Consider the following 19,794-nt stretch of genomic DNA (forward strand, 5'->3'; position numbering starts at 1 on the left):
AAAGTTTTTGGTGAGGAAAAATTTCATGTGGTACTACTTTTTCTCTCATCTAGGGATAAAGGCTATCTGGTAGATTATGAAAAAAGTGCAGATGTCTTTGGCCAAATAGAGCCATATCAGGCAGACGCAATCAAGAGAGCGAAAGTGCGCGCGGAAGAGGCAGGTGCGGATTTTGCCACTGTAATATGCCGCGACAGCAATCCTGTAACAACTGTGTATGAGCTGGTTGATTACCTGAACAGCCAAAGAATATAGCGGGAATATAGGATAAGGATTGCAGCAAAAAACAAAGCTGAGGTGACATCTGAAATGAGCAAATGGCCACCTACTGGAAAAGCATATTTTCGAGCCCATTGACTTTTTGTGGCATGAGGACAGTTGTGCATGGCGCTGCCTTTAGGGCAGCGCCTTTTGCACCAAAGGCTTCGTGTCGATGGCGATAAGGCTCGCCGCAATGCCTCATTGAAGGTGACGGCCTGTATTCCTGACATCTGACCCGGCACCTTTTACGGCGCTCAGTGGGGCGCAAAATAGACCAGATTCGCATCAAACGCATTTTCTTCCCCGCAGCGCCTCAGCTGACCGCTTCCGGTCACCGTATATTTCCTCCCGTCCGTTTCTTCCCGGGTGTACGTGTCGAACCATTGCTCCATTCCGGCCTTCAGTTCGCGTACAAGATCGACATACGCTTCCTGGCCGATCAGGTTCCGTGCCTCCTCCGGATCGTCTTCCATATGATAAAGCTCATCCGGCCCATCCGGATATCGGCTTACGTATTTCCAGCGTCTGGTTCGAATCATCCGTGTCCTGCTGTATTCATCAAAGACGACCACCCGGTCCGGTGCCTCCTTCCGGGGCTCCCGGATCAGCTGCATCATGCTTTTTCCGGGCTGCATGGGCTCTGCTTCGAACGGACAGCCGGCCATCTCCAGGATTGTCGGATAGAAGTCGTACTGGCATGCCATCTGATGGCAGACCGCGCCCTTTTCCCCGCCCGGCATCCGAACGATCAATGGCACCTTGATTGCAGTATCAAACATGTTCTGCGGATATGTCCCGTTCCCCTTTCCCCAGATTCCGTGATGTCCCATATTCATTCCGTTATCCGCGGTAAAGATTACGATGGTATCTTCCAGGAGCCCCTGCCTGCCCAACTCGTCCATGATCTTGCCGATGCCTTCATCCATTGCGCTGATGGCGGCATAATACCCCCGCAGGTTCTCGGCCCGTTTCTCCGGCGTATCCCCCACCGGACAGGTTCCGACCTGATCCGGATGGACCGGCAGATCCGGCGTCGCCTGAAACCCACAGTCTCTGTACCAATCCAGGAACCGCTTAGGATGCTGGCTTTCGGCCCAGGGGCTATGGGGCGCGGTGTAGTGGACGCTCAGATAAAACGGCTTTTCCTGCTGCGCGAATTCTCCCACATACTGCAGCGCTTTTTCCGTGATCAGATCGGTGATATATCGCTTCGGCGCAGAAAAGACGCCGTCCTCGCACACATCCGGATCGAAGTAATGGCTGCAGCCTCCGGCTCCAATCGTGAACCATTTGTCAAAGCCCTTCTTCTTCTCCGCGTTATTGCCGAGATGCCATTTCCCGCTGAGCCCACAGACATATCCGTTTTCCGCCAACACATCCATATAGGTTTTGTGCCCCTCCAGATATTCGATGGCCCTATCCCTTGTCCGGAACCGGGAATGGTCTGCCATTTCCGGATATCTGTCCGTATCGATGTTCCCTCCTGCAATCCAGTCCAGCACGCCATGGCAGGACGGTGCCTTTCCGGTTACGATGGAGGCTCTTGCAGGAGAGCATACCGGAGACGCACAGTAAAATTCGTCAAACCGGACTCCGTTCTCCGCAAGCCTGTCCAGGTTCGGTGTGCGCAGATCTTCATTTCCCGCGCAGTGCATTGCCCATGCCCCCTGATCGTCTGACAAAATAAAAACGATATTCGGCTGCTTTTTCATGATTTCCACATCCTCTCGGTCTTTCTTTCCATTCACGAAACCGCAAACAGTCCCATGCCGACCGCAAATACCCGCTGCATGCTGCAGCGGGCATAGGCTCAGATATCCAGCTCCGGCGGCACGTCCAGTTCCTCGGGGGCATATTTCCCGTTCTTCTTCCGCTGGCGGACGCACTCCGTCAGCAGGTACTCTATCTGACCGTTGACCGAGCGGAAGTCGTCCTCCGCCCAGGCGGCGATGGCGTCATAGAGCTTGGGGGACAGCCGCAGGGGAACCTGCTTCTTGGCGTCTGCCATCAGTAAAGGCTCCCGGAATTCACGATGGGCTGGGCATCATGATTCCCGCACAGGACCACCAGCAGATTGGAGACCATCGCCGCCTTGCGCTCCTCATCCAGCTGTACCACATCGTTCTCGTTCAGCCGCTCCAAGGCCATCTCCACCATGCCTACGGCGCCGTCCACGATCATCTTCCGGGCGTCTATGATGGCGGAGGCCTGCTGGCGCTGCAGCATCACGGCCGCAATCTCCGGGGCGTAGGCCAGGTAGGTGATCCGGGCCTCCACCACCTCGATGCCGGCCTCCTTCACCCGGGCCTGGATCTCGTCCCGTATCCTGGCGGCCACCACATCGCTGGAGCCCCGCAGGCTCCCTTCGTCCGCATGGCCGTCCCCGGTGGTGTCCACATTGGGGGCCACGTCATAAGGGTAGACCCGCACCACCTGGCGCAGGGCGCTGTCGCACTGGAGGGAGAGGAATTCCTTGTAGTTGTCCACGTTGAACACGGCCTTGGCCGTATCCACGATCCGCCAGGTCACCGCGATGCCGATTTCCACAGGATTCCCCAGGCAGTCGTTGATCTTCTGCCTGCTGTTGTTCAGGGTCATGATCTTCAGGGACAGCTTCTTGCTGCCGTAATCGGCGGCCAGGTTCATGCTCTGGGCCCCGCTTGCTATGGCCCGCAGCCCGCTGCTCGGCTCCGACACGTCCCCGCTCTGGCTCAGCTTTGTCTTGGCCGCCGGGTTCACGCCTACGCAGAAGGGATTGACGTAGTAGAAGCCGTTCTCCTTCAGGGTGCCGATGTACTTGCCGAACAGGGTCAGCACCAGGGCCTCCTGGGGCTTCAGGACCTTAAGGCCCAGGAGAGGGATCCAGCCAAGGGTAAGCACTGCGATGCCGATGACGAGCCCTGTGACGCTGAAGGCCGAGGCACCGTACCTGTCGATATCGATGCCGCCGATGACCACTGCGGCAATGGCCGCCGTATAGGCCAGGATTACTGTCAGCAGGACGGCCATACCGTTCTTTGCGCTTTTTAAGAGTTTTTCTTCCATAGAAAATTCCTCGCTTTCTTCGCTTGTGTCTTTAGAGGTTCGGCTGATATTAAAATGATATCATATTGATTTTTGCTTTGCAAGGGATTTGCGTGAATTTTTGAAAAAAGTTTGAATAAGTTTGATAAGAGCGGCCTGAAGCTTGCGGATTCTATGGAAAACATGGTACAATGGCAGATAAAGAGAGGAGGAATCGGAATGGAAGCACTGAGGAAAGAAGCATTTTATACGATAGATGACATCTATGCTTTGCCGGACGGAGAGCGGGCAGAGCTGATTGACGGACAGATTTATTATATGGCTCCTCCGAGTCGGACGCATCAGAGGCTCAGCATGTTTTTGTCCAGCGCCATACTGGCACATATCAGGGAAAAGGGAGGAGGCTGCGAGGTCTATGCGGCGCCTTTCGCGGTATTCCTGAACGATGACGACGTCAACTACGTGGAGCCGGATATCTCCGTCATATGCGACACTTCGAAACTGGACGAAAAGGGCTGCCATGGGGCACCGGACTGGGTCATAGAAATCGTGTCTCCCAGCAGCAGATCCATGGACTACTTTACCAAGCTGTTCAAGTACCGCACGGCAGGCGTAAGGGAATACTGGGTAGTGGATTCCCACAGGAAGACGGTGACCGTATACCAGTTCGAGCAGGATCAGATGAATGAGTACGCCTTTGGGGAGAGCGTCCCCGTGGGCATTTATGAGGGATTTTCCATTACGGTTCCGTAATCGGGGACTGCGGTCTTTACCAAAGCGATTCCATCAAAGCTGCCAGGCAATGTTTCAGGGGCTAGCGGGAAATGATGCCATTTCCTGACAGCCCCATATTTTTGCAAATCAGCCTCAGAAGGGAAAGTGTCGGCAGATTCCGTGGATGCCCGGCGCGGCGGGTAGGGAGGAGCGTCTTCCCTACCCGACTTTCACGTCATTGGGGCTTTCCTTCCCTTCCACATAATCCATGGCGTTGCGCAGCGTGGTGGCGGCGATGGCCCCCAGGGCTTCCCTGGTGAAGAATCCCTGATGGGAGGTGATCATCACGTTGGGGAAGGACAATAGCCTTGCGGTGGTGGAGTGCTCCAGGATTTCGTCCGACCGGTCCTCGAACACATTGTTGGTCTCCTCCTCGTACACGTCCAGGCCCACCCCCGCGAACTTGTGCATGCGGATTCCCTCGATTAGGTCGTCGGTCTTCACCAGAGCGCCTCTTGAGGTGTTCACCAGAATCACCCCGTCCTTCATCTGCCGGATGGTGTCGATGTTGATCAGATGGTAGGTGGAGTCCATCAGGGGGCAGTGGAGGGAAATGACATCACTGTCGGAAAGGAGCCGCTCCAGGGACACATACTCCACGAAGTCCTTCAAAGACTCGTTCTGGTACACATCGAAGGCTATGACCTTCATGCCGAAGCCGCGGCAGATGCGGCACATGGCCGCGCCGATCTTCCCGGTGCCGATGATGCCCGCGGTCTTCTGATAGAAATTGAAGCCCATGAGGCCGCTCAGGCTGAAATCATTCTCCCGGACTTTATTGTAGGCCTTGTAGAGGCGGCGGTTGCTGGCCAGCGCCAGGGCCATGGCGTGCTCCGCCACGGCTTCCGGGGAGTAGCCGGGCACGCGCATGACCCGGATGCCGTATTTCCCGGCGGTCTCCAGGTCTACGTTGTTGAATCCGGCGCAGCGCATCAGCAGCAGGGTGATGCCCTTCTCGTGTAGGATCTCCATGGTTCGGGTGCCGATGTCGGAGCTGACGAAGGCGCAGACGGCATCGAAGCCCTCCGCCAGGGCCGCGGTACGGGGATCCAGGTCGGATTTTGTGTACTCGATGGTGATGTCTTGGTAGTCCTTCAGGGTGTCCTGGAAGGATTCCTTGTCATAGCTTTTGGTGTCGTAGAACAGGATTTTCATAATGGTCTCCTCTCTTTTTCGGATATATCTGTCAATTCCAGTATGTGCTGGAGCTGCTGACGATTTTCGTCTCCCCATCCTCCGTTGTGGAATAGATCCTGGTGATCCCCCACCACTGGGCGCTTGTGTCGCCCTCCCTGACATCGTAGGAATAGGACGCCTCCGCGCTCAGCCCGGGATGCTTTTTCACAAGGGCCTCAAAGGCCCTGGAGATTGTTCCCTCCATATGGGTTGTAATGGAAACATTATACCATACTTTTCCCATCGCGGCACATTTTTATCACAGGGATCCGCCCCTTTTTAAAGGTTGACAGATTGACGGCCGGCAGATATGATTAGAGAAAGGCCCGGAGAGGGCGGACCAGACAGAGTCTGACAAAGAAACGGAGGAAAATCATGACGATACCGGAGGCATTGAAGAACAGAGCAAAAAATCTGGAGGCATATTACCAGGCCCACTACAGCCCGCTGGCGCCGCTGGCGGCCCAGTGTTTCCTGAACACCATGGAGACCACGGTGAAGCAGTCGGAGGACGGAGGGTACTTCGTCATCACCGGCGACATCCCCGCCATGTGGCTGCGGGATTCCGCGGCCCAGGTGAGGCCCTATGTGAAGTATGCCGGAGAGGACGGCCGGCTCCAGGAGATTCTGGAGGGCATCATCGCCAGGCAGGCGAAGATGGTCTGCGTAGACCCCTATGCCAACGCATTTAACGAAAGCGCCAACGGGGCGGGGGCGGGATACGAGGACGAGACTTTGGAGAACGCCCATGTGTGGGAGCGCAAGTACGAGGTGGATTCCCTCTGCGCCCCTCTTTATCTGGGGTATTATTACTGGAAGGAGACGGGGATCGACAGGATATTTACGGAGGAATTCCATGAGATGATTCGGGAGATCGTCCATACCTTTACCGTGGAACAGGATCACAGGAACTCACCCTACTTCTTCCGGCGCTACAACTGCGTGAAGACGGACACACTGCCCTGCAAGGGGAAGGGACGTCCTGTGAACGTCACGGGCATGACCTGGTCGGGCTTCCGCCCCTCGGACGATACCTGTTGCTTCGGCTACCTGATCCCCTCCAACATGATGGCGGTGAAGGCCCTGGGCTTCGGGGCGGAGATCTGCAGGGAGTGCTACGGGGATGAGGCCCTGGCGAAGGAGTGCGGGGAGCTGGCGGAGGAAATCCGGGACGGCATCGAGACCTACGGAGTGGTGGAGCATCCCAAGTACGGGAAGATATACGCCTACGAGACGGACGGCTTCGGCAACCACATCCTGATGGACGACGCCAATTCGCCCAGCCTGCTGGCCATGCCCTATCTGGGGTATTGCGATAAGGATGATGCGGTATACCGGAATACCCGCAGGTTCCTTCTGTCGGAGGACAACCCTTATTACTATGAGGGCAGCCTGGCAAAAGGGATGGGGAGCCCCCACACGCCCGCGGGCTTCGTATGGCATATCGGCATCACCATGCAGGCCTTGACCTCCGACGACAGGGAGGAGATACTGCAGTGCCTGGATATGCTGGCAAAGACCCACGCCGGGACCAACTACATGCACGAGTCCTTCGACCCCTCCGCGCCGGAGGAGTTCACCAGACCCTGGTTCGCCTGGGCCAACACCCTGTTCGCGGAGCTGCTGGACAGGCTGATGGAAGAGGGCTTTTTCGCCTGATGTGAGGCGCGGAAAGACCGGGCGGCGGACTGGATTCAGTGTGAGGGGACATTGCCGGAAAGGGCGGGGGAAGGAGCTGGCCTCAATCCATCCCCAGCCCTCTCTCCAGAATCCTGGTGCAGACATCCGCCATGGCCTCCGGGCTTGGCGCGTCCGGCTGGGACAGCCAGGTCTCGATGACGCCGGTGCAGCCGGACACGGCGAAGGACTCCATGTAACAGCCGTCGCTGTCGGCCTGCCTGGCGGTGAAGATGCTGTCCAGCCGCTCCTTTACCAGGTTCTTCAGCCGGTTCACGAAGGCCAGGTCCCCGTGGGGTCCGATCATGGCCCTGACCACCGCCCTGTGCCGTTCCAGGAAGGAGAAGATCTCCAGCAGCGTGGCCCGGGACGCATGGACCGGGGTATCCGGCTTCAGCGTCCGGTCGATGATGCCATGGAATTCCAGGAACAGCTCGTCCTCCAGCTGCGCCAGCATGTCATAGACATCGCTGTAGTGCAGATAAAAGGTCCCTCGGTTGATGTCCGCCAGGTCGGACAGCTCCTTCACGGAGATATCCTTCACATCCTTGGTCTCCATCAGCTGCATCAGTCCCTGCAGCAGCAGGGCTTTGGTCCTCCGGACTCTCCGGTCCGTCTTCGCGTCTGCCATCGCACGATTCCTCCTTTTCGCTCGCCACGGGTATTTCTAAACATTTCATAAATATGCGACACTTCCCGCCGCAAATGTCCAGAAAGATACATTTCCCCCAAAACTGTTTATTGCGCTTCTCTCTGTTTCCATTATAATTACATCTGAAGAATAAATCAACTGTTGTTAAGTAAAAAACAGAAATATGTTTTATGGACGGCTGCCGGAAAACGCGCCGAGGGCTGGCAACAGAGAAAGGCAATGGCATTTTTTTATGGAAACGGAAAAAGAAAAGAAAGACAATTCCTTCATGATGAGGCTCTCCACCCTTATCGTAGACAAGCGGAAAGGCTTCTATCTGGTATTCATCCTGTTGATTCTGTACAGCGTGCTCACCATGGATAAGGTGAAGGTCAACAACGACCTGACCTCCTACCTGCCGGATACCACGGAGACCCGCCAGGGGCTGGACCTGATGGATGAGCAGTTCCTTACATACGGCACTGCCCGTATCATGGTCTGCAATGTGACCTATGAGGAGGCCCAGGGGCTCTCGGAAGAGCTCCGGGAGATGGACGGGGTGGCGATGCTGGACTTCGAGGACACGGAAGAGTACTACCACGACATGGAGGCCCTGTTCAAGGTGACCTTTGACGGGGAGGCGGGAGACGAGACGGCACAGGAGCATCTGGACAGCGTGCTGGAGGCCCTGTCCGGGTACGATGTGTACTATTCCTCGGACATCGGCCAGGAGGAGCGGGACGCGGCGGATCTAAGCAATGACATGATCGTCATCCTGCTGCTGGCAGGGGTGGTCATCGTGGCGGTGCTGCTGTTCACCTCCACCACCTATGCGGAGATCCCCGTGTTCCTGATGACATTCATCGTGGCGGCCATCCTGAACAAGGGGACCAATTACTGGTTCGGCACCATCAGCTTCGTGACGGATTCCATCGCCGTGGTGCTGCAGCTGGCGCTGGCCGTGGACTATGCCATCATCCTCTGCCACCGGTTCATGGAGGAGCACGAGGACAAGGAGGCCAGGGAGGCCGTGATCGTGGCCCTGAGCAAGGCCATCCCGGAGATCTCCTCCAGCTCCCTGACCACGGTGTCCGGCATGGTGGCCATGATGTTCATGCAGTTTAGGATCGGCTATGACATGGGCATCGTGCTGGCAAAAGCCATCGTACTGAGCCTGATCTCCGTGTTCTTCCTGATGCCCGGGCTGCTGCTGACCTTTGCCAAGGCCATAGACCATTCCCATCACAAAAGCTTCGTGCCGAACATCACGGCCGTGGGGAAGTTCTGCGTGCACACCAGGTTCGTCATACCGCCACTGCTGGTGGTGGCGGTGATCGCCGGGGCGGTGCTCTCCGGCAGGGCGGATTATGTGTACGATGTGAACACGCTGCAGTCCAAGAACATGAGCGAGAACAAATTCTCCGTGGAGATGGTGAACAGGAACTTCGGCACCGTGAACCAGCTGGCGGTCATCGTGCCGGGCGGCGACTATGAAAAGGAGGGACAGCTGCTGCGGGAGCTGGAGCGCCTGCCGGAGGTGGATTCCTGCATGGGGCTGGCCAACATCGAGGCCATGGACGGCTATGTGCTGACGGCCCAGCTCTCCCCCAGGGAGTTCGCGGAGCTGATCGACATGGACATCGAGGTGGCGAACCTCCTCTACTCCGCCTATGCGGTGGACGACAGCAATTACGGGGCGCTGCTGGGCGGCATCAACGAGTACAAGGTACCGCTGATCGACATGTTCCTCTTCATCTACGACCAGAAGGAGCGGGGGAACATCACGCTGGAGGACGACCTGGAGGAGACGCTGACGGATGCCTACTCCCAGATCAGCATCGCAAAGAACCAGCTGCTGGGGGAGCGGTGCAGCCGCTTCGTGCTGGAGCTGTCCGTGCCCTCGGAGGGGGAGGAGACCTATGCCGCCCTGGAGCGGATCCGGGGGGTGGCAGCGAAATATTATGGCGATGAGGAGGTCTACCTGGTGGGCAATTCCACCAGCAACAAGGATCTGAGCGATTCCTTTGTCATGGACAACAATATCATCACCATTCTGACGGCCCTGTTCGTCATGGCGATCCTGCTGTTCACTTTCCAGTCCGCGGGGCTGCCCGTGCTGCTGGTGGTGACGATTCAGGGGAGCATCTGGATGAACTTCTCCCTGCCGTATCTCACGGGAGAGGTGGTGTACTTCCTGGGATACCTGGTGGTGTCCGCCATTCAGATGGGGGCTACAATTGACTATGCTATTGTAATCACAAGCCGGTACATGGAGCTGAAGACCTATATGCCCATCAAAAAGGCCATCGTGGAGACCCTGAACCAGGCGTTCCCTACGATCGTCACCAGCGGCTCCATGCTGGTGGCGGCGGGCTTCATCATCAGCAATGTGTCCAGCAACGCGGTGGTGGCGGCCATCGGGCTTGCCCTGGGCCGGGGGACATTGACGTCCATCGCGCTGGTGCTGCTGGCCCTGCCCCAGACGCTGCTGATCGGCGACATCATCATCGAAAAGACGGCCTTTACCTTAAAGCGCGAGACCATCAAGCCCCTGCCCACAGGCGGCAGGATCCGGATGACCGGGCACATCAAGGGCTATGTGAACGGCGTGATCGACGGGGAGTTCTCCGGCGTGATCGACGGCGAGATGGGGGCCGTGGTGCGGGCGAAGGACAATGTGGAGCAGCTTCGGGAATATGAGGTGGAAACCGGGGAGGAGCAGCCGCGGCTGGCAGTGGAGGACGGAGATGCCGGGGAGCCTGGGGATGACCTGCCGGAGGGAGAGGCAGAGGAAGACCTGCGGGGGCCCGATGGCGTAGAGGCGGACGGCTTTGCGTGGACATTGGACGGAAGCGGAAAAGGCAGAGGGGGAGAGCCGGCAGAAGACGGAGAACAGGAGGCAGCGAATCATGAAGCGTAGCAGGAGAAGCAGACGGATGGCATGGATGGCATTGGCGGGCATCCTGGCCCTACAGGAAGCGCTGCCGGTATGGGCCGCGGAGCCCACGGCATTCGGACAGCTGATTTCCGGGGACAGCGCCGGGGAGGGGCGGAGACCGGAGAGCGAATACATGAGGATATCCATAGCCACGGAGGAGGATTTGGCCCGGCTGGCCCTGGACTGCCAGGTGGACGCCTGGTCCAGGGATAAGTATGTGACCCTGGAGAACGACATTGTCCTGCGGGAGCACCGCGGCCTGACCATCCCCAGCTTCGGCGGCATCTTCGATGGCGGGGAGCATACGGTTTCCGGTCTGGAGCTTGCTGCCGACGGCTCCGCTGTGGGGCTGTTCCGCTATGTGCAGGAGGGCGGCGTGGTGCGGGGCCTTGTCCTGTCGGGGACGGTGGCTCCCGGCGGCAGCAAGAGCCAGGTGGGGATACTGGCCGGGATCAACTACGGCAGGATCGAGAACTGCAGCGTCTCCGGGAACGTGGCCGGGGCGGAGGACGTGGGCGGCATCGCCGGGGCCAACAGGGCCACGGGGGAAATCCGCCGCTGCCAATCCGCGGCCTATGTCACAGGCGACCACTGCGCGGGGGGCATCTGCGGCAGCAACCAGGGGACGATCAACAATTGCCAGAACCTGGGCAGCGTCAATACCCACAGCACGGAGGTGAGCTATAGCATAGAAGACATCACCATGGAGGGAATCGAGGACATCAACAGCGCGAAAAATGTGGCGGTGCACACGGACACGGGAGGGATTGCCGGTTACTCGGATGGAAAAATCTATTATTGCGCCAATTCCGGCACGGTGGGCTACCAGCATGTGGGCTACAATACCGGGGGCATCGTGGGTAGGCTCCACCAGGGCTATCTGCAGAACTGCACCAACACGGGGCATGTGCTGGGCAGGAAGGACGTGGGCGGCATCGCGGGGCAGCTGGAGCCTTTCCTGGAGATCCAGTACCTGAACGACAAGCTGGGCGAGCTGGACAGGGAGACGGAGGTGTTCTTCAACCTGCTGGAGGCGGCCCATGAGGACATCAGCGGCTATGGCGGGGAGGCGGCGGAGCTGTCAAGGAGCATCAGCGGCCATCTCAACACCGCTTCCGCGGCGGGCGCAGGCCTCACCGGGACGGCTAATGAGCTGTGGTACATCTACAACCAGGAGCTGACGGGGATTGGCGATGATTTGAGCCGTTTGAACGGGGAGTGGAGGGACCAGGCGGAGGCCGGGACGGCAGGAACAGGGACGGATGAATCCGGAATAGAGGGATCCGGGACGGAGGCGTCCGGAATCAACCTCACCGGAGAGGTGTACATCGGAGACATGCAGACAGAGCAGGAATCCGGAGAGGGGAATCCGGCCGGTCAGGAGGGAGCCGGAGGACAGGATTCCGGGGAAAGTGCCGGGGTACCGTCTGAGGGACAGGCGCAGGAGGCTTCGGCTGCACGGACAGAAGCGGAGGATGCGGCGGAACGGGAAGTTAAGCCAAAGGATCCGGCAGAGGGCGAAGAGGCCGGGGCAGAGGCCGGGGCAGAGGCCGGGGAAGAGGACGGAGGGCAGAATCCCGGCGGAGGCGCTGACGGAAGCCATATCTTTGAGGGCGATGCAGACCGGCCCGGCTCTGACGAAACAGATCCTGACCGGCCGGATTTCGACAAACCGGACATTGATAAGCCGGATTTTGGCTTCCCCGATTTCGACAAGACAGACATCGACAAGGCAGATATCGAGAAGCTGGGAAAGGACATAGAGAGCTACATGGCGGCCCTGCGCAGGTTCGGCGAGGGCGTGGGCACCCATCTGGGCACCATCACCTCCGCCACCAGCGACCGCAGCGGCGGCATTGGGGACAATCTGCAGACCCTGAACCAGGAGCTGGAAGCGGCGGGGAATGACCTGCTCCGGCTGGCGGAGGTGCTGCAGCAGGGCGGGGACAGGACTTCCGCCGATGTGGACGCCCTGCTGGCCCAGGCCAAGGTGGTGCGCCGCTGCATCAACGAGCTGCGGGACGACCTGTTCCGCTATGAGGGCATCACGGTGGAGGACGCCTCGGACGAGGCCGCAGGCGGCGACCTGGAGAACCTGGGGGCGGAGCAGCCCCAGGAGGCCTACTATGACACCACCTCTTTCCAGCAGGGGAAGATTACCCTCTGCATCAACCAGGGGACTGTGGAGGCGGACACCAATGTGGGCGGCATCACCGGGCTGATAGCCACGGAATACGACTTCGACCCGGAGGACGACATCACCCTCACCGGAGCGGAGAGCTTCCGCATCGAGCAGTCCGTAAAGGCCGTGGTGCGGGAGAGCCGCAACCTGGGCACCATAACGGGCAAGAAAGACTACGTGGGAGGAGTCGTGGGCAAGGCGGATTTCGGCGCGGTGGTCTCCTGCGAGTCCTACGGGGCGGTGGAGAGCACGGGAGGGAGCTTTGTGGGCGGCATCGCCGGTTCCTCGGACTACTGCGTCAGGAGCTGCTATGCGATGGGCCCTGTGTCCGGGGAGACCTATGTGGGCGGCATCGCGGGCCGGGGCTGCGACATCTTCTACAGCTATGCCTACCCGGAAATCGATTGCTCCGGAGAGAGGGCAGGCTCTGTGGCAGGGTGGCTTCGGGAAGAGGGAATCCTCTGGGGGAACTATTATGTCCGGGGGAACGTGCCCGGCGTAGATTCCGTGGGCTACGAAAGCGGCGCTGCGCCCCTGCCTTATGAGGAGTTCTGCCGCCTGGAGGGCGTGCCGGAGGCGTTCTCGGAATTCACGGTGAGCCTGCAGGCGGATGGCTGGGAGCTGGCCTCGTTCCGATGCGCCTACGGCGATGCCATCGACGGGAGCCTGATTCCCCAGGTGCCCGAAAAGGAGGGATATTACGGCACATGGCCTGATTTTGACTGGGATTTCGTCACCGGGAACCAGGTGCTGGAGGCACGGTACGAGAGATGGGTCACTTCCCTGGCCAGCGAGGAAAAGGATGCGGAGGGCAGGCCGCTGGTGCTGGTGCAGGGAGAGTTCCTGCCGGAGAGCAGGCTGAAGCTGGAGCAGGGGCCGGAGGGCGGCACGAGGCTCTCCGTGTGGCTGGACGGCCGGGAGCCTGACAGCGTCTACGAATCCGGGCTTCTGGTGCGGGCGCTCTGTGAGGATGCGGAGCATACTACAGTGGAGCTTTGGACAGGGAACGGCTACCAGGCGGTTGAGAGCAGCACGGTGGGAAGCTACCTGGAATTCCCCATGGAGGGAGGACCCGCCCTGGAAGGAGAATCCTCCTCGAATGCCGAGAGGGCTTTCCGTCTGACTGCTGCGGAGAAGGACAACGGAAAGCTTGTGGCAATCGCCTGCGCCGGAGGATGCGCGGCAGCCGCAGCGCTGTTGATCCTGCTGATTGGAAAAGCCAGGAAGCGCCGCGGGAAGCCTGGGAGAAAGGGGATGGAACAGCAGGAGAAATCCATGAGGAAGCGGAAAAAGCGCCGGCAAAAGCCTGCGGGAAAGAGGAGGCGGCAGACAGGCGAAGAAGCGGTTGAAGAGGAGGGCGATGACAAGGACAATATATGAAAATCCTCAAAAGAGCAGTTTCCATTTTCCGGAATTTCCTGTATAATGAATCTTAGACAATAGAATCCTGCATTTGGATTCTATTATAGATCTTAGACAATAGAATCCTCTCTTGGATTCTATTGTAGACCCGAGACAATAGAATCCTATTGAACTTAACTGGAGGACCATCTTCGTGAGGAAAAAGAACACCCTGCTCCAACTGTTCCTGAACATGCTCTATATCAGCGCCTTCACCTTCGGAGGCGGCTTCGTCATCATCACCCTGATGAAGCGGAAATTCTGCGACGAGCTGGGGTGGCTCGAGGAGAAGGAGATGCTGGACATCACGGCGCTGGCCCAGTCCTCGCCGGGGGCCATCGCGGTGAACGCTGCCATCCTGGTGGGCTGGAAGCTGGCCGGGGCAGCGGGCATGGCCGTGGCCGTGACGGGAACCATTATCCCGCCCATCGCCATCCTGTCGGCCATCTCCTATATCTACGAGGCCTTTGCCTCCAACGTATACGTGGGCTACGTGCTGAAAGGGATGCAGGCCGGAGTGGTGGCCGTGCTCTTCGATGTGGTGTACACCATGGGGGCCGGGGTGGTGAAGGCCAAGTCCTGGCTGAACTATGGCCTGATGGCAGCGGCATTCCTGGCCACGGCAGTGTGGAAGATAAATGTGGTATACATCATCCTGGCAGCGGTGGCCGTGGGCATCCTGTCCCGGGGATATGCGAAGTGGAGGGAAGGAAAGCCCTGAGCCGGTGCAGGGCAAGGGGCGCGGAACGGAAGCCGTGCCCCTTGGCACGCCGTGAGGCGGCTGCCGGGGTGAAAAGCGTTCTGCATCGGTCCTGCCGTATGTGCCGCTGCAGACGGCAGGACGGGAAGTCTGGAAAGGAGAGTCATGGGGATTTATTTAGAGCTGTTCTGGAGCTTCATCCAGGTAGGGATGTTCAGCATCGGCGGAGGCTACGCGGCCCTGCCTCTGATACAGAGCCAGGTGGTGGAGCGCCACGGCTGGCTCACCGCCGGCGAGTTCAATGACCTGATCACCATAGCCGAGATGACGCCGGGGCCCATGGCCGTGAATTCCGCCACTTTCGTTGGGATACGGATCGCCGGGATTCCGGGGGCGCTGGTGGCCACCTTCGGGTGCATCCTGCCCTCCCTGATTCTTGTGTCGATTCTGGCAAAGCTGTACTTCAAATACCAGAACCTGGATGCCATCCAGAATATCTTAGGCCGCCTTCGGCCTGTGATTATCGCGCTGATTGCAGCCGCGGCCCTGTCCATTTTGAAGACGGTAGTGGCATCGGAGGGCGGTCTGTCCGTGAACGGCATCAATCTGTCCGGAATCCTTCTGGCCGCTGGGGCGTTCTTTGTGCTGCGTAGGACGAAGAAGAGCCCGATCCTGATCATGGTGGCCTGCGGCGGCGTGAACCTGCTCCTCAATCTCCTGATATAGATGGAAATCCAGTGCAGATGCCTCATTGCTTTGCGGAGATAGCTGGACAATGACCAGAGATGTGTCAGCGCTGGGATTCGTGCTGTGGCAGGAAATTTAGAAATCTGAGAAAATAAGGGAAAGCGCTTGCCGGGGGTAGGCGTTTTTCTGTCTGTTTTGTCAAAAAGATTTTGCCGAAAAACAAAAATGATTTGCAAAGTGCCTCATCCTGTGTTATGCTAAATACAGAGCAGATTTTCTTTCGGTAAAAGTTCTGAATGCAGTTTCGGCTATTCTTGTAAATCGGAAAATTCCTGCTTGTATATCCGGAAAAATAGTGGGAGTTTCCCAGGAACCTCCCCAAAAATCGAAGAGGGAGGTATGGCATAGGTGGCGGAGAAAGACATACTGGAGAAAATCCTGATGTCCCATGCGGATGTGTTCGCGGACTGTGTGAACGCGCTTGACTACGGCGGGAGGAACAGGGTTAAGGCCGGGGACTTGTGCCCCGCGCCCACGGAAAGCTTCTACCGTGGCAGAAGGGGGATGCGTAATCAGTTCTGCGATGTGAGTTTCTATCTTATGGAAGGAGGCAGAATAGCCCTGCAATATATCATCGGGAACGAGACCAGGCTGCGAAAAAGACAGATTCTGCGCAAGGCATCCTATCAGGGCGGCATCTACAGACTGCAGATGGAAGGGCAGGGAGAGGTATATCCTGTGATAGGGACGGTGCTGGACTGGACGGGGAAGAGGAGCCGGATACCCTTAAGCCTGCACAGGCTGCTGGCTCAGGGAGGTGCGTCCCGGGAGGATCTGGAGCTGGTGGATGAGATGAAGCTGGCAGTCTGGCATATGCGGAACCTTTCCCGGGAGGTAAGGAATAGATTTGTCAGTGACATGGGCTTTGTGGTGGACTATCTGAATGAGGGTAATTTTGAAGGCCGTAGAGGGCAGCGAATCCGCCATGGGAAAGCGCTGTGCGAGATGATGGAGGCCCTTACCGGGGACACGAGGTTCACGGATTTGGTGGAGGAGCTGCAGGACAGACAGGAGAAAGGGGAGGAGATTGTCATGTGTGAGTATATTGATATGCTGGAGGCACGGGGAGCGATAAAGGGTGAGAACAGGCTGGCTGCACTGCTGACAAAGCTGTACGCCCTGGGGCGGGACGAGGACGCAAGGCTGGCCCTGGATGACAGACAGGTGAGGCTACGGCTGTATGAGGAACTGTGCATCGGGTGAGGAGGGGACATCGCGCCGGGATGCATGCTGCGGCAGGAAAGGAATCGCTGAGAGAATGCGGAAGGAGAGCTTAGGCCATCCGGTTATTCGGATGGCCGTTGATTGCGCAGGCAGGTTCCGCTAAGCCGTCTCCACAGCCCCCTGCCCCTCGAACTGGGAGTTGTACAGCTCCGCGTAGAAGCCGCCCTTTCCCATCAGCTCGTCATGGCTGCCCTGTTCCACGATGTCTCCGTCCCGCATGACAAGGATCACGTCCGCGTCCCGGATGGTGGAGAGCCTGTGGGCGATGACGAAGCTGGTGCGGCCCTTCATCAGGTTGTTCATGGCCTTCTGGATCCGGATCTCCGTCCTGGTGTCCACGGAGCTGGTGGCCTCGTCCAGGATTAATATGGGATTGTCCGCCAGGATGGCCCGGGCGATGGTGAGCAGCTGCTTCTGGCCCTGGGACACATTGGAGGCGTCCTCCCCCAGCTCCATCTGATAGCCGCCGGGAAGGGTCTGGATGAAGCGGTGGACATGGGCAGCTTTGGCCGCGGCGATGACTTCCTCGTCCGTGGCATCCAGCCTGCCGTAGCGGATGTTCTCCATGATGGTCCCGTGGAAGAGCCAGGTGTCCTGCAGCACCATGCCGAAGTTCTCCCGCAGTTCGCTGCGGTTGAAATTCCGCACATCATGGCCGTCCACCTGTATGGAGCCGCTGTCCACGTCATAGAAGCGCATGAGGAGCTTCACCATGGTGGTCTTGCCGGCGCCGGTGGGGCCTACGATGGCCACTGTCTGTCCCGGCTTCACTTCACAGCTAAAGTCGTGGATGATCGTCTTGTCCGGCCGGTAGCCGAAGCGCACATGGTGGAAGGATACCGCGCCTTGCATCCGCCCCGGGGCAGGCGCATCCTTCAGGGAATCCGGCACTTCCGCGTCCTCCTCCGGCTCCTCCAGGAACTCGAATACCCGTTCCGCCGCCGCGGCCGTGGACTGGAACATGTTGGAGACCTGGGCCACCTGTGTGATAGGCTGTGTGAAATTTTTCACATATTGTATGAAGGCCTGGATTTCGCCTACATCGATGATGCCCCGGATGGCCAGCATGCTGCCGCTGACGGCCACGGCCACGTACCCCAGATTGCCTACAAAGGTCATGATGGGCTGCATCATGCCGGAGATGAACTGGGACTTCCAGGCGCTGCGGTAGAGGATTTCATTGGTCTCGCCGAATTCCGCCAGGGCGGCCTCCTCCCTGTTGAAGGCTTTGATGATGTTCTGGCCGCTGTAGACTTCCTCAATCTGGCCGTTTATCTTGCCCAGGTAGGTCTGCTGGTCGATGAAATATTTCTGGGAATGTTTCACCACCACGCCGATGAGCCCGCCCGACACCGGCAGGATTACCAGGGCAATCAGCGTCATCAGGGGGCTGATGGACAGCATCATGATCAGGATGCCCACAATGGTGGCCACCGAGGTGATCAGGGTGGTGATGCTCTGCCCCAGGCTTTGGCCCAAAGTGTCCACATCATTGGTGATCCGGGACAGCACCTCGCCCACGGTGCGGGACTCGAAATAAGCCATGGGCATGCGGTTGATTTTCTCCGAAATCTCCCGACGGAACCGGAAGCAGAGCTTCTGGGAGACCTCGGTCATCAAAAGCCCCTGTACGAAGGACAGCAGGGCGCTCAGGGCATAGAGCCCCAGAAGGAGCAGCAGGATCTGGCCGATGCGCTGGAAATTGATGCCGCCTGTGCCCGCGAACTTGGCCATCATGCCCTCAAACAGCTCCGTGGTGGCTTTTGCCAGCACCTTAGGGCCGATGATGTTGAAGACTGTGCTGCCTGCCGCGAAGATCATGACGGCGATTAGTGCAATTTTGTACCTGCCCATGTAGGACAGGAGCTTCCGGAAAGTCCCCTTGAAATCCTTTGCCTTTTCCCCCGGCATCATGCCGCCGTGAGGGCCATGGGGCCCGTGGGGCCGTCTGCCTGGCCTGGCGTTCTTGGCCGCATTGCCGCCAGTGCCAGGGTTTTCAGCCTGGGCCGCATTGCCGCCAGTGCTGGAATTTTCAGCCCGGACAGCATTGCTCTGCGGCGCGCTTTTTCCGCTCCGGGCCGCGCTGTCGGCCGCGGCGCCTGTGTTCGTCCTCTTTTCATCGCTCATACTGCAGCACCTCCCTTCAGTTCCGCCTCGGACAACTGTGACCTGGCGATTTCCCGATACGCCTCGCACTCCCGCAAAAGCTCCCTGTGGGTGCCCATGCCGGCTATTTTCCCATCGTCCAGCACGATGATTCGGTCCGCGTTCAGGATCGTGCTGATGCGCTGGGCCACGATGATTACAGTGGCGTCCCCTGTCTTCTCCCGCAGGGCCCTGCGCAGGGTCACGTCCGTCTTGTAGTCCAGGGCCGAGAAGCTGTCGTCGAACAGATATATTTTGGGCGACTTTGCGATAGCCCGGGCGATGGAGAGCCGCTGCTTCTGTCCGCCGGACACATTGGTTCCGCCCTGGGATATCCCGCTGTGGTACTTCTCCGTCTTGCTCTCTATGAATTCCGTGGCCTGGGCTATCCTGGCCGCCTCCTCCATGCTGCTGTCTGTGATGTCCGAAGCGCCGTCCTGCCATGTGCCGCCGAACTTCAGGTTGGAGGCGATGTCCCCGGAGAACAGCACTGCCTTCTGGGGCACATAACCCAGGAGGCTCCGGAGCTTGTGCTGGGACAAATCCCGGATGTCCACGCCGTCTATGGTGATGCGGCCCGCCGTCACATCGTAGAACCGGGGAATCAGGTTCAGCAGCGTGGACTTGCCGCAGCCGGTGCTGCCGATGACGGCGGTGGTCTCCCCGGGCCCGGCCGTGAAGGTGAGGTTCTCCAGGGCGTCCTCGTCAGCCCCCGGATAGCGGAAGGACACGTCCTCGAAGCTGACCACGCCCTTTGCCGACCGGAGCTTTTCGTCCTGCACCTGCTCCCTGTCCGTGACGCTGGGGCGGGTGCCTATGACCTCCTCGATTCTCCCTGCGGCCACCCCGGCCCTGGGCAGCATCACGGAAATCATGGTGAGCATAAGGAAGGACATGACAATCTGCATGGTATA

15 protein-coding genes and 1 pseudogene are annotated in these 19,794 nt (G+C 58.8%); 8 read left to right on the forward strand and 8 right to left on the reverse strand.

Features of this window, described 5'->3' with window-relative positions:
* A pseudogene (locus Q2B33_RS16670) lies at positions 1 to 255 on the forward strand (hypothetical protein); the annotation flags it as partial.
* Positions 256 to 515: 260 nt separating this feature from the next.
* Here Q2B33_RS16670 and Q2B33_RS16675 read toward each other — a convergent pair.
* The 3 genes from Q2B33_RS16675 to Q2B33_RS16685 all read right to left on the reverse strand — a co-directional run bounded on the left by Q2B33_RS16675 (position 516) and on the right by Q2B33_RS16685 (position 3,306).
* Positions 516 to 1,973, reverse strand: a complete 1,458-nt coding sequence (locus Q2B33_RS16675; protein ID WP_300570177.1) for a sulfatase-like hydrolase/transferase — start codon at positions 1,971 to 1,973, stop codon at positions 516 to 518.
* 98 nt (positions 1,974 to 2,071) lie between these two features.
* On the reverse strand, positions 2,072 to 2,269 hold the full coding sequence (locus Q2B33_RS16680; RefSeq protein ID WP_296460636.1) for a PTS ascorbate transporter subunit IIC: 198 nt from the start codon (positions 2,267 to 2,269) through the stop codon (positions 2,072 to 2,074).
* Complete coding sequence (locus Q2B33_RS16685; RefSeq protein WP_300570181.1) at positions 2,269 to 3,306, reverse strand: SPFH domain-containing protein; 1,038 nt, start codon at positions 3,304 to 3,306, stop codon at positions 2,269 to 2,271. The genes Q2B33_RS16680 and Q2B33_RS16685 overlap by 1 nt, the downstream gene beginning before the upstream one ends.
* Positions 3,307 to 3,504: 198 nt before the next feature.
* On the opposite strand from Q2B33_RS16685, the gene Q2B33_RS16690 reads away from it, so the two are divergent.
* The gene (locus tag Q2B33_RS16690; protein ID WP_300570184.1) at positions 3,505 to 4,038 is read left to right on the forward strand and encodes a Uma2 family endonuclease; all 534 of its coding nucleotides are present in this window, start codon (positions 3,505 to 3,507) and stop codon (positions 4,036 to 4,038) included.
* Positions 4,039 to 4,218: 180 nt separating this feature from the next.
* Here the strand turns inward: Q2B33_RS16690 and Q2B33_RS16695 are convergent, their stop codons facing one another.
* Both Q2B33_RS16695 and Q2B33_RS16700 read right to left on the reverse strand, forming a co-directional pair.
* Positions 4,219 to 5,214, reverse strand: coding sequence for a 2-hydroxyacid dehydrogenase (locus Q2B33_RS16695; protein WP_300570188.1), 996 nt, complete (start codon positions 5,212 to 5,214; stop codon positions 4,219 to 4,221).
* A gap of 31 nt (positions 5,215 to 5,245) precedes the next feature.
* A complete protein-coding gene (locus Q2B33_RS16700) occupies positions 5,246 to 5,440 on the reverse strand; it encodes a hypothetical protein (RefSeq protein WP_300815073.1) in 195 nt (64 codons plus the stop codon).
* 170 nt (positions 5,441 to 5,610) lie between these two features.
* Between Q2B33_RS16700 and Q2B33_RS16705 the strand changes: the two genes are divergently transcribed.
* Positions 5,611 to 6,894: a glycoside hydrolase family 125 protein gene (locus Q2B33_RS16705; protein ID WP_300570194.1), complete on the forward strand. Its 1,284-nt coding sequence runs from the start codon at positions 5,611 to 5,613 to the stop codon at positions 6,892 to 6,894.
* An 82-nt stretch (positions 6,895 to 6,976) separates the two neighbouring features.
* Here Q2B33_RS16705 and Q2B33_RS16710 read toward each other — a convergent pair whose 3' ends face one another.
* The gene (locus Q2B33_RS16710; RefSeq protein WP_300570197.1) at positions 6,977 to 7,543 is read right to left on the reverse strand and encodes a TetR/AcrR family transcriptional regulator; all 567 of its coding nucleotides are present in this window, start codon (positions 7,541 to 7,543) and stop codon (positions 6,977 to 6,979) included.
* A 253-nt stretch (positions 7,544 to 7,796) separates the two neighbouring features.
* Here Q2B33_RS16710 and Q2B33_RS16715 point away from each other — a divergent pair, with 253 nt between their 5' ends.
* The 5 genes from Q2B33_RS16715 to Q2B33_RS16735 all read left to right on the forward strand — a co-directional run bounded on the left by Q2B33_RS16715 (position 7,797) and on the right by Q2B33_RS16735 (position 16,714).
* Positions 7,797 to 10,463 carry an RND family transporter gene (locus Q2B33_RS16715; protein ID WP_300570200.1) on the forward strand — a complete coding sequence of 889 codons (2,667 nt, stop codon included), beginning with the start codon at positions 7,797 to 7,799 and terminating at the stop codon, positions 10,461 to 10,463.
* Complete coding sequence (locus Q2B33_RS16720) at positions 10,453 to 14,043, forward strand: hypothetical protein (RefSeq protein WP_300570203.1); 3,591 nt, start codon at positions 10,453 to 10,455, stop codon at positions 14,041 to 14,043. Before Q2B33_RS16715 ends, Q2B33_RS16720 begins: the two co-directional genes overlap by 11 nt.
* Positions 14,044 to 14,218: 175 nt before the next feature.
* On the forward strand, positions 14,219 to 14,785 hold the full coding sequence (locus Q2B33_RS16725; protein ID WP_300570206.1) for a chromate transporter: 567 nt from the start codon (positions 14,219 to 14,221) through the stop codon (positions 14,783 to 14,785).
* Positions 14,786 to 14,929: 144 nt separating this feature from the next.
* Positions 14,930 to 15,490 (forward strand): chromate transporter, encoded by a 561-nt coding sequence (locus Q2B33_RS16730; protein WP_300570209.1) that lies wholly within the window; start codon positions 14,930 to 14,932, stop codon positions 15,488 to 15,490.
* Positions 15,491 to 15,859: 369 nt separating this feature from the next.
* Complete coding sequence (locus Q2B33_RS16735) at positions 15,860 to 16,714, forward strand: hypothetical protein (protein ID WP_300570211.1); 855 nt, start codon at positions 15,860 to 15,862, stop codon at positions 16,712 to 16,714.
* Between the two features lie 120 nt (positions 16,715 to 16,834).
* Here Q2B33_RS16735 and Q2B33_RS16740 read toward each other — a convergent pair whose 3' ends face one another.
* Entirely contained in the window at positions 16,835 to 18,649 is a 1,815-nt protein-coding gene (locus Q2B33_RS16740) for an ABC transporter ATP-binding protein (protein ID WP_300570283.1), read from the reverse strand.
* A 209-nt stretch (positions 18,650 to 18,858) separates the two neighbouring features.
* The coding region (locus Q2B33_RS16745) for an ABC transporter ATP-binding protein (protein WP_300819734.1) at positions 18,859 to 19,794 on the reverse strand (936 nt) is incomplete at its 5' end.

The organism is uncultured Acetatifactor sp. (genome assembly GCF_948601915.1).
GTDB lineage: Bacteria > Bacillota > Clostridia > Lachnospirales > Lachnospiraceae > Acetatifactor.

Excerpts from the sequence above, each read along its gene's own strand:
- Q2B33_RS16675 (WP_300570177.1), bottom strand. The coding sequence starts at position 1,973 with ATGAAAAAGCAGCCGAATATCGTTTTTATTTTGTCAGACGATCAGGGG.
- Q2B33_RS16680 (WP_296460636.1), bottom strand. The coding sequence starts at position 2,269 with ATGGCAGACGCCAAGAAGCAGGTTCCCCTGCGGCTGTCCCCCAAGCTC.
- Q2B33_RS16685 (WP_300570181.1), bottom strand. The coding sequence starts at position 3,306 with ATGGAAGAAAAACTCTTAAAAAGCGCAAAGAACGGTATGGCCGTCCTG.
- Q2B33_RS16690 (WP_300570184.1), top strand. The coding sequence starts at position 3,505 with ATGGAAGCACTGAGGAAAGAAGCATTTTATACGATAGATGACATCTAT.
- Q2B33_RS16695 (WP_300570188.1), bottom strand. The coding sequence starts at position 5,214 with ATGAAAATCCTGTTCTACGACACCAAAAGCTATGACAAGGAATCCTTC.
- Q2B33_RS16700 (WP_300815073.1), bottom strand. The coding sequence starts at position 5,440 with ATGGAGGGAACAATCTCCAGGGCCTTTGAGGCCCTTGTGAAAAAGCAT.
- Q2B33_RS16705 (WP_300570194.1), top strand. The coding sequence starts at position 5,611 with ATGACGATACCGGAGGCATTGAAGAACAGAGCAAAAAATCTGGAGGCA.
- Q2B33_RS16710 (WP_300570197.1), bottom strand. The coding sequence starts at position 7,543 with ATGGCAGACGCGAAGACGGACCGGAGAGTCCGGAGGACCAAAGCCCTG.
- Q2B33_RS16715 (WP_300570200.1), top strand. The coding sequence starts at position 7,797 with ATGGAAACGGAAAAAGAAAAGAAAGACAATTCCTTCATGATGAGGCTC.
- Q2B33_RS16720 (WP_300570203.1), top strand. The coding sequence starts at position 10,453 with ATGAAGCGTAGCAGGAGAAGCAGACGGATGGCATGGATGGCATTGGCG.
- Q2B33_RS16730 (WP_300570209.1), top strand. The coding sequence starts at position 14,930 with ATGGGGATTTATTTAGAGCTGTTCTGGAGCTTCATCCAGGTAGGGATG.
- Q2B33_RS16740 (WP_300570283.1), bottom strand. The coding sequence starts at position 18,649 with ATGATGCCGGGGGAAAAGGCAAAGGATTTCAAGGGGACTTTCCGGAAG.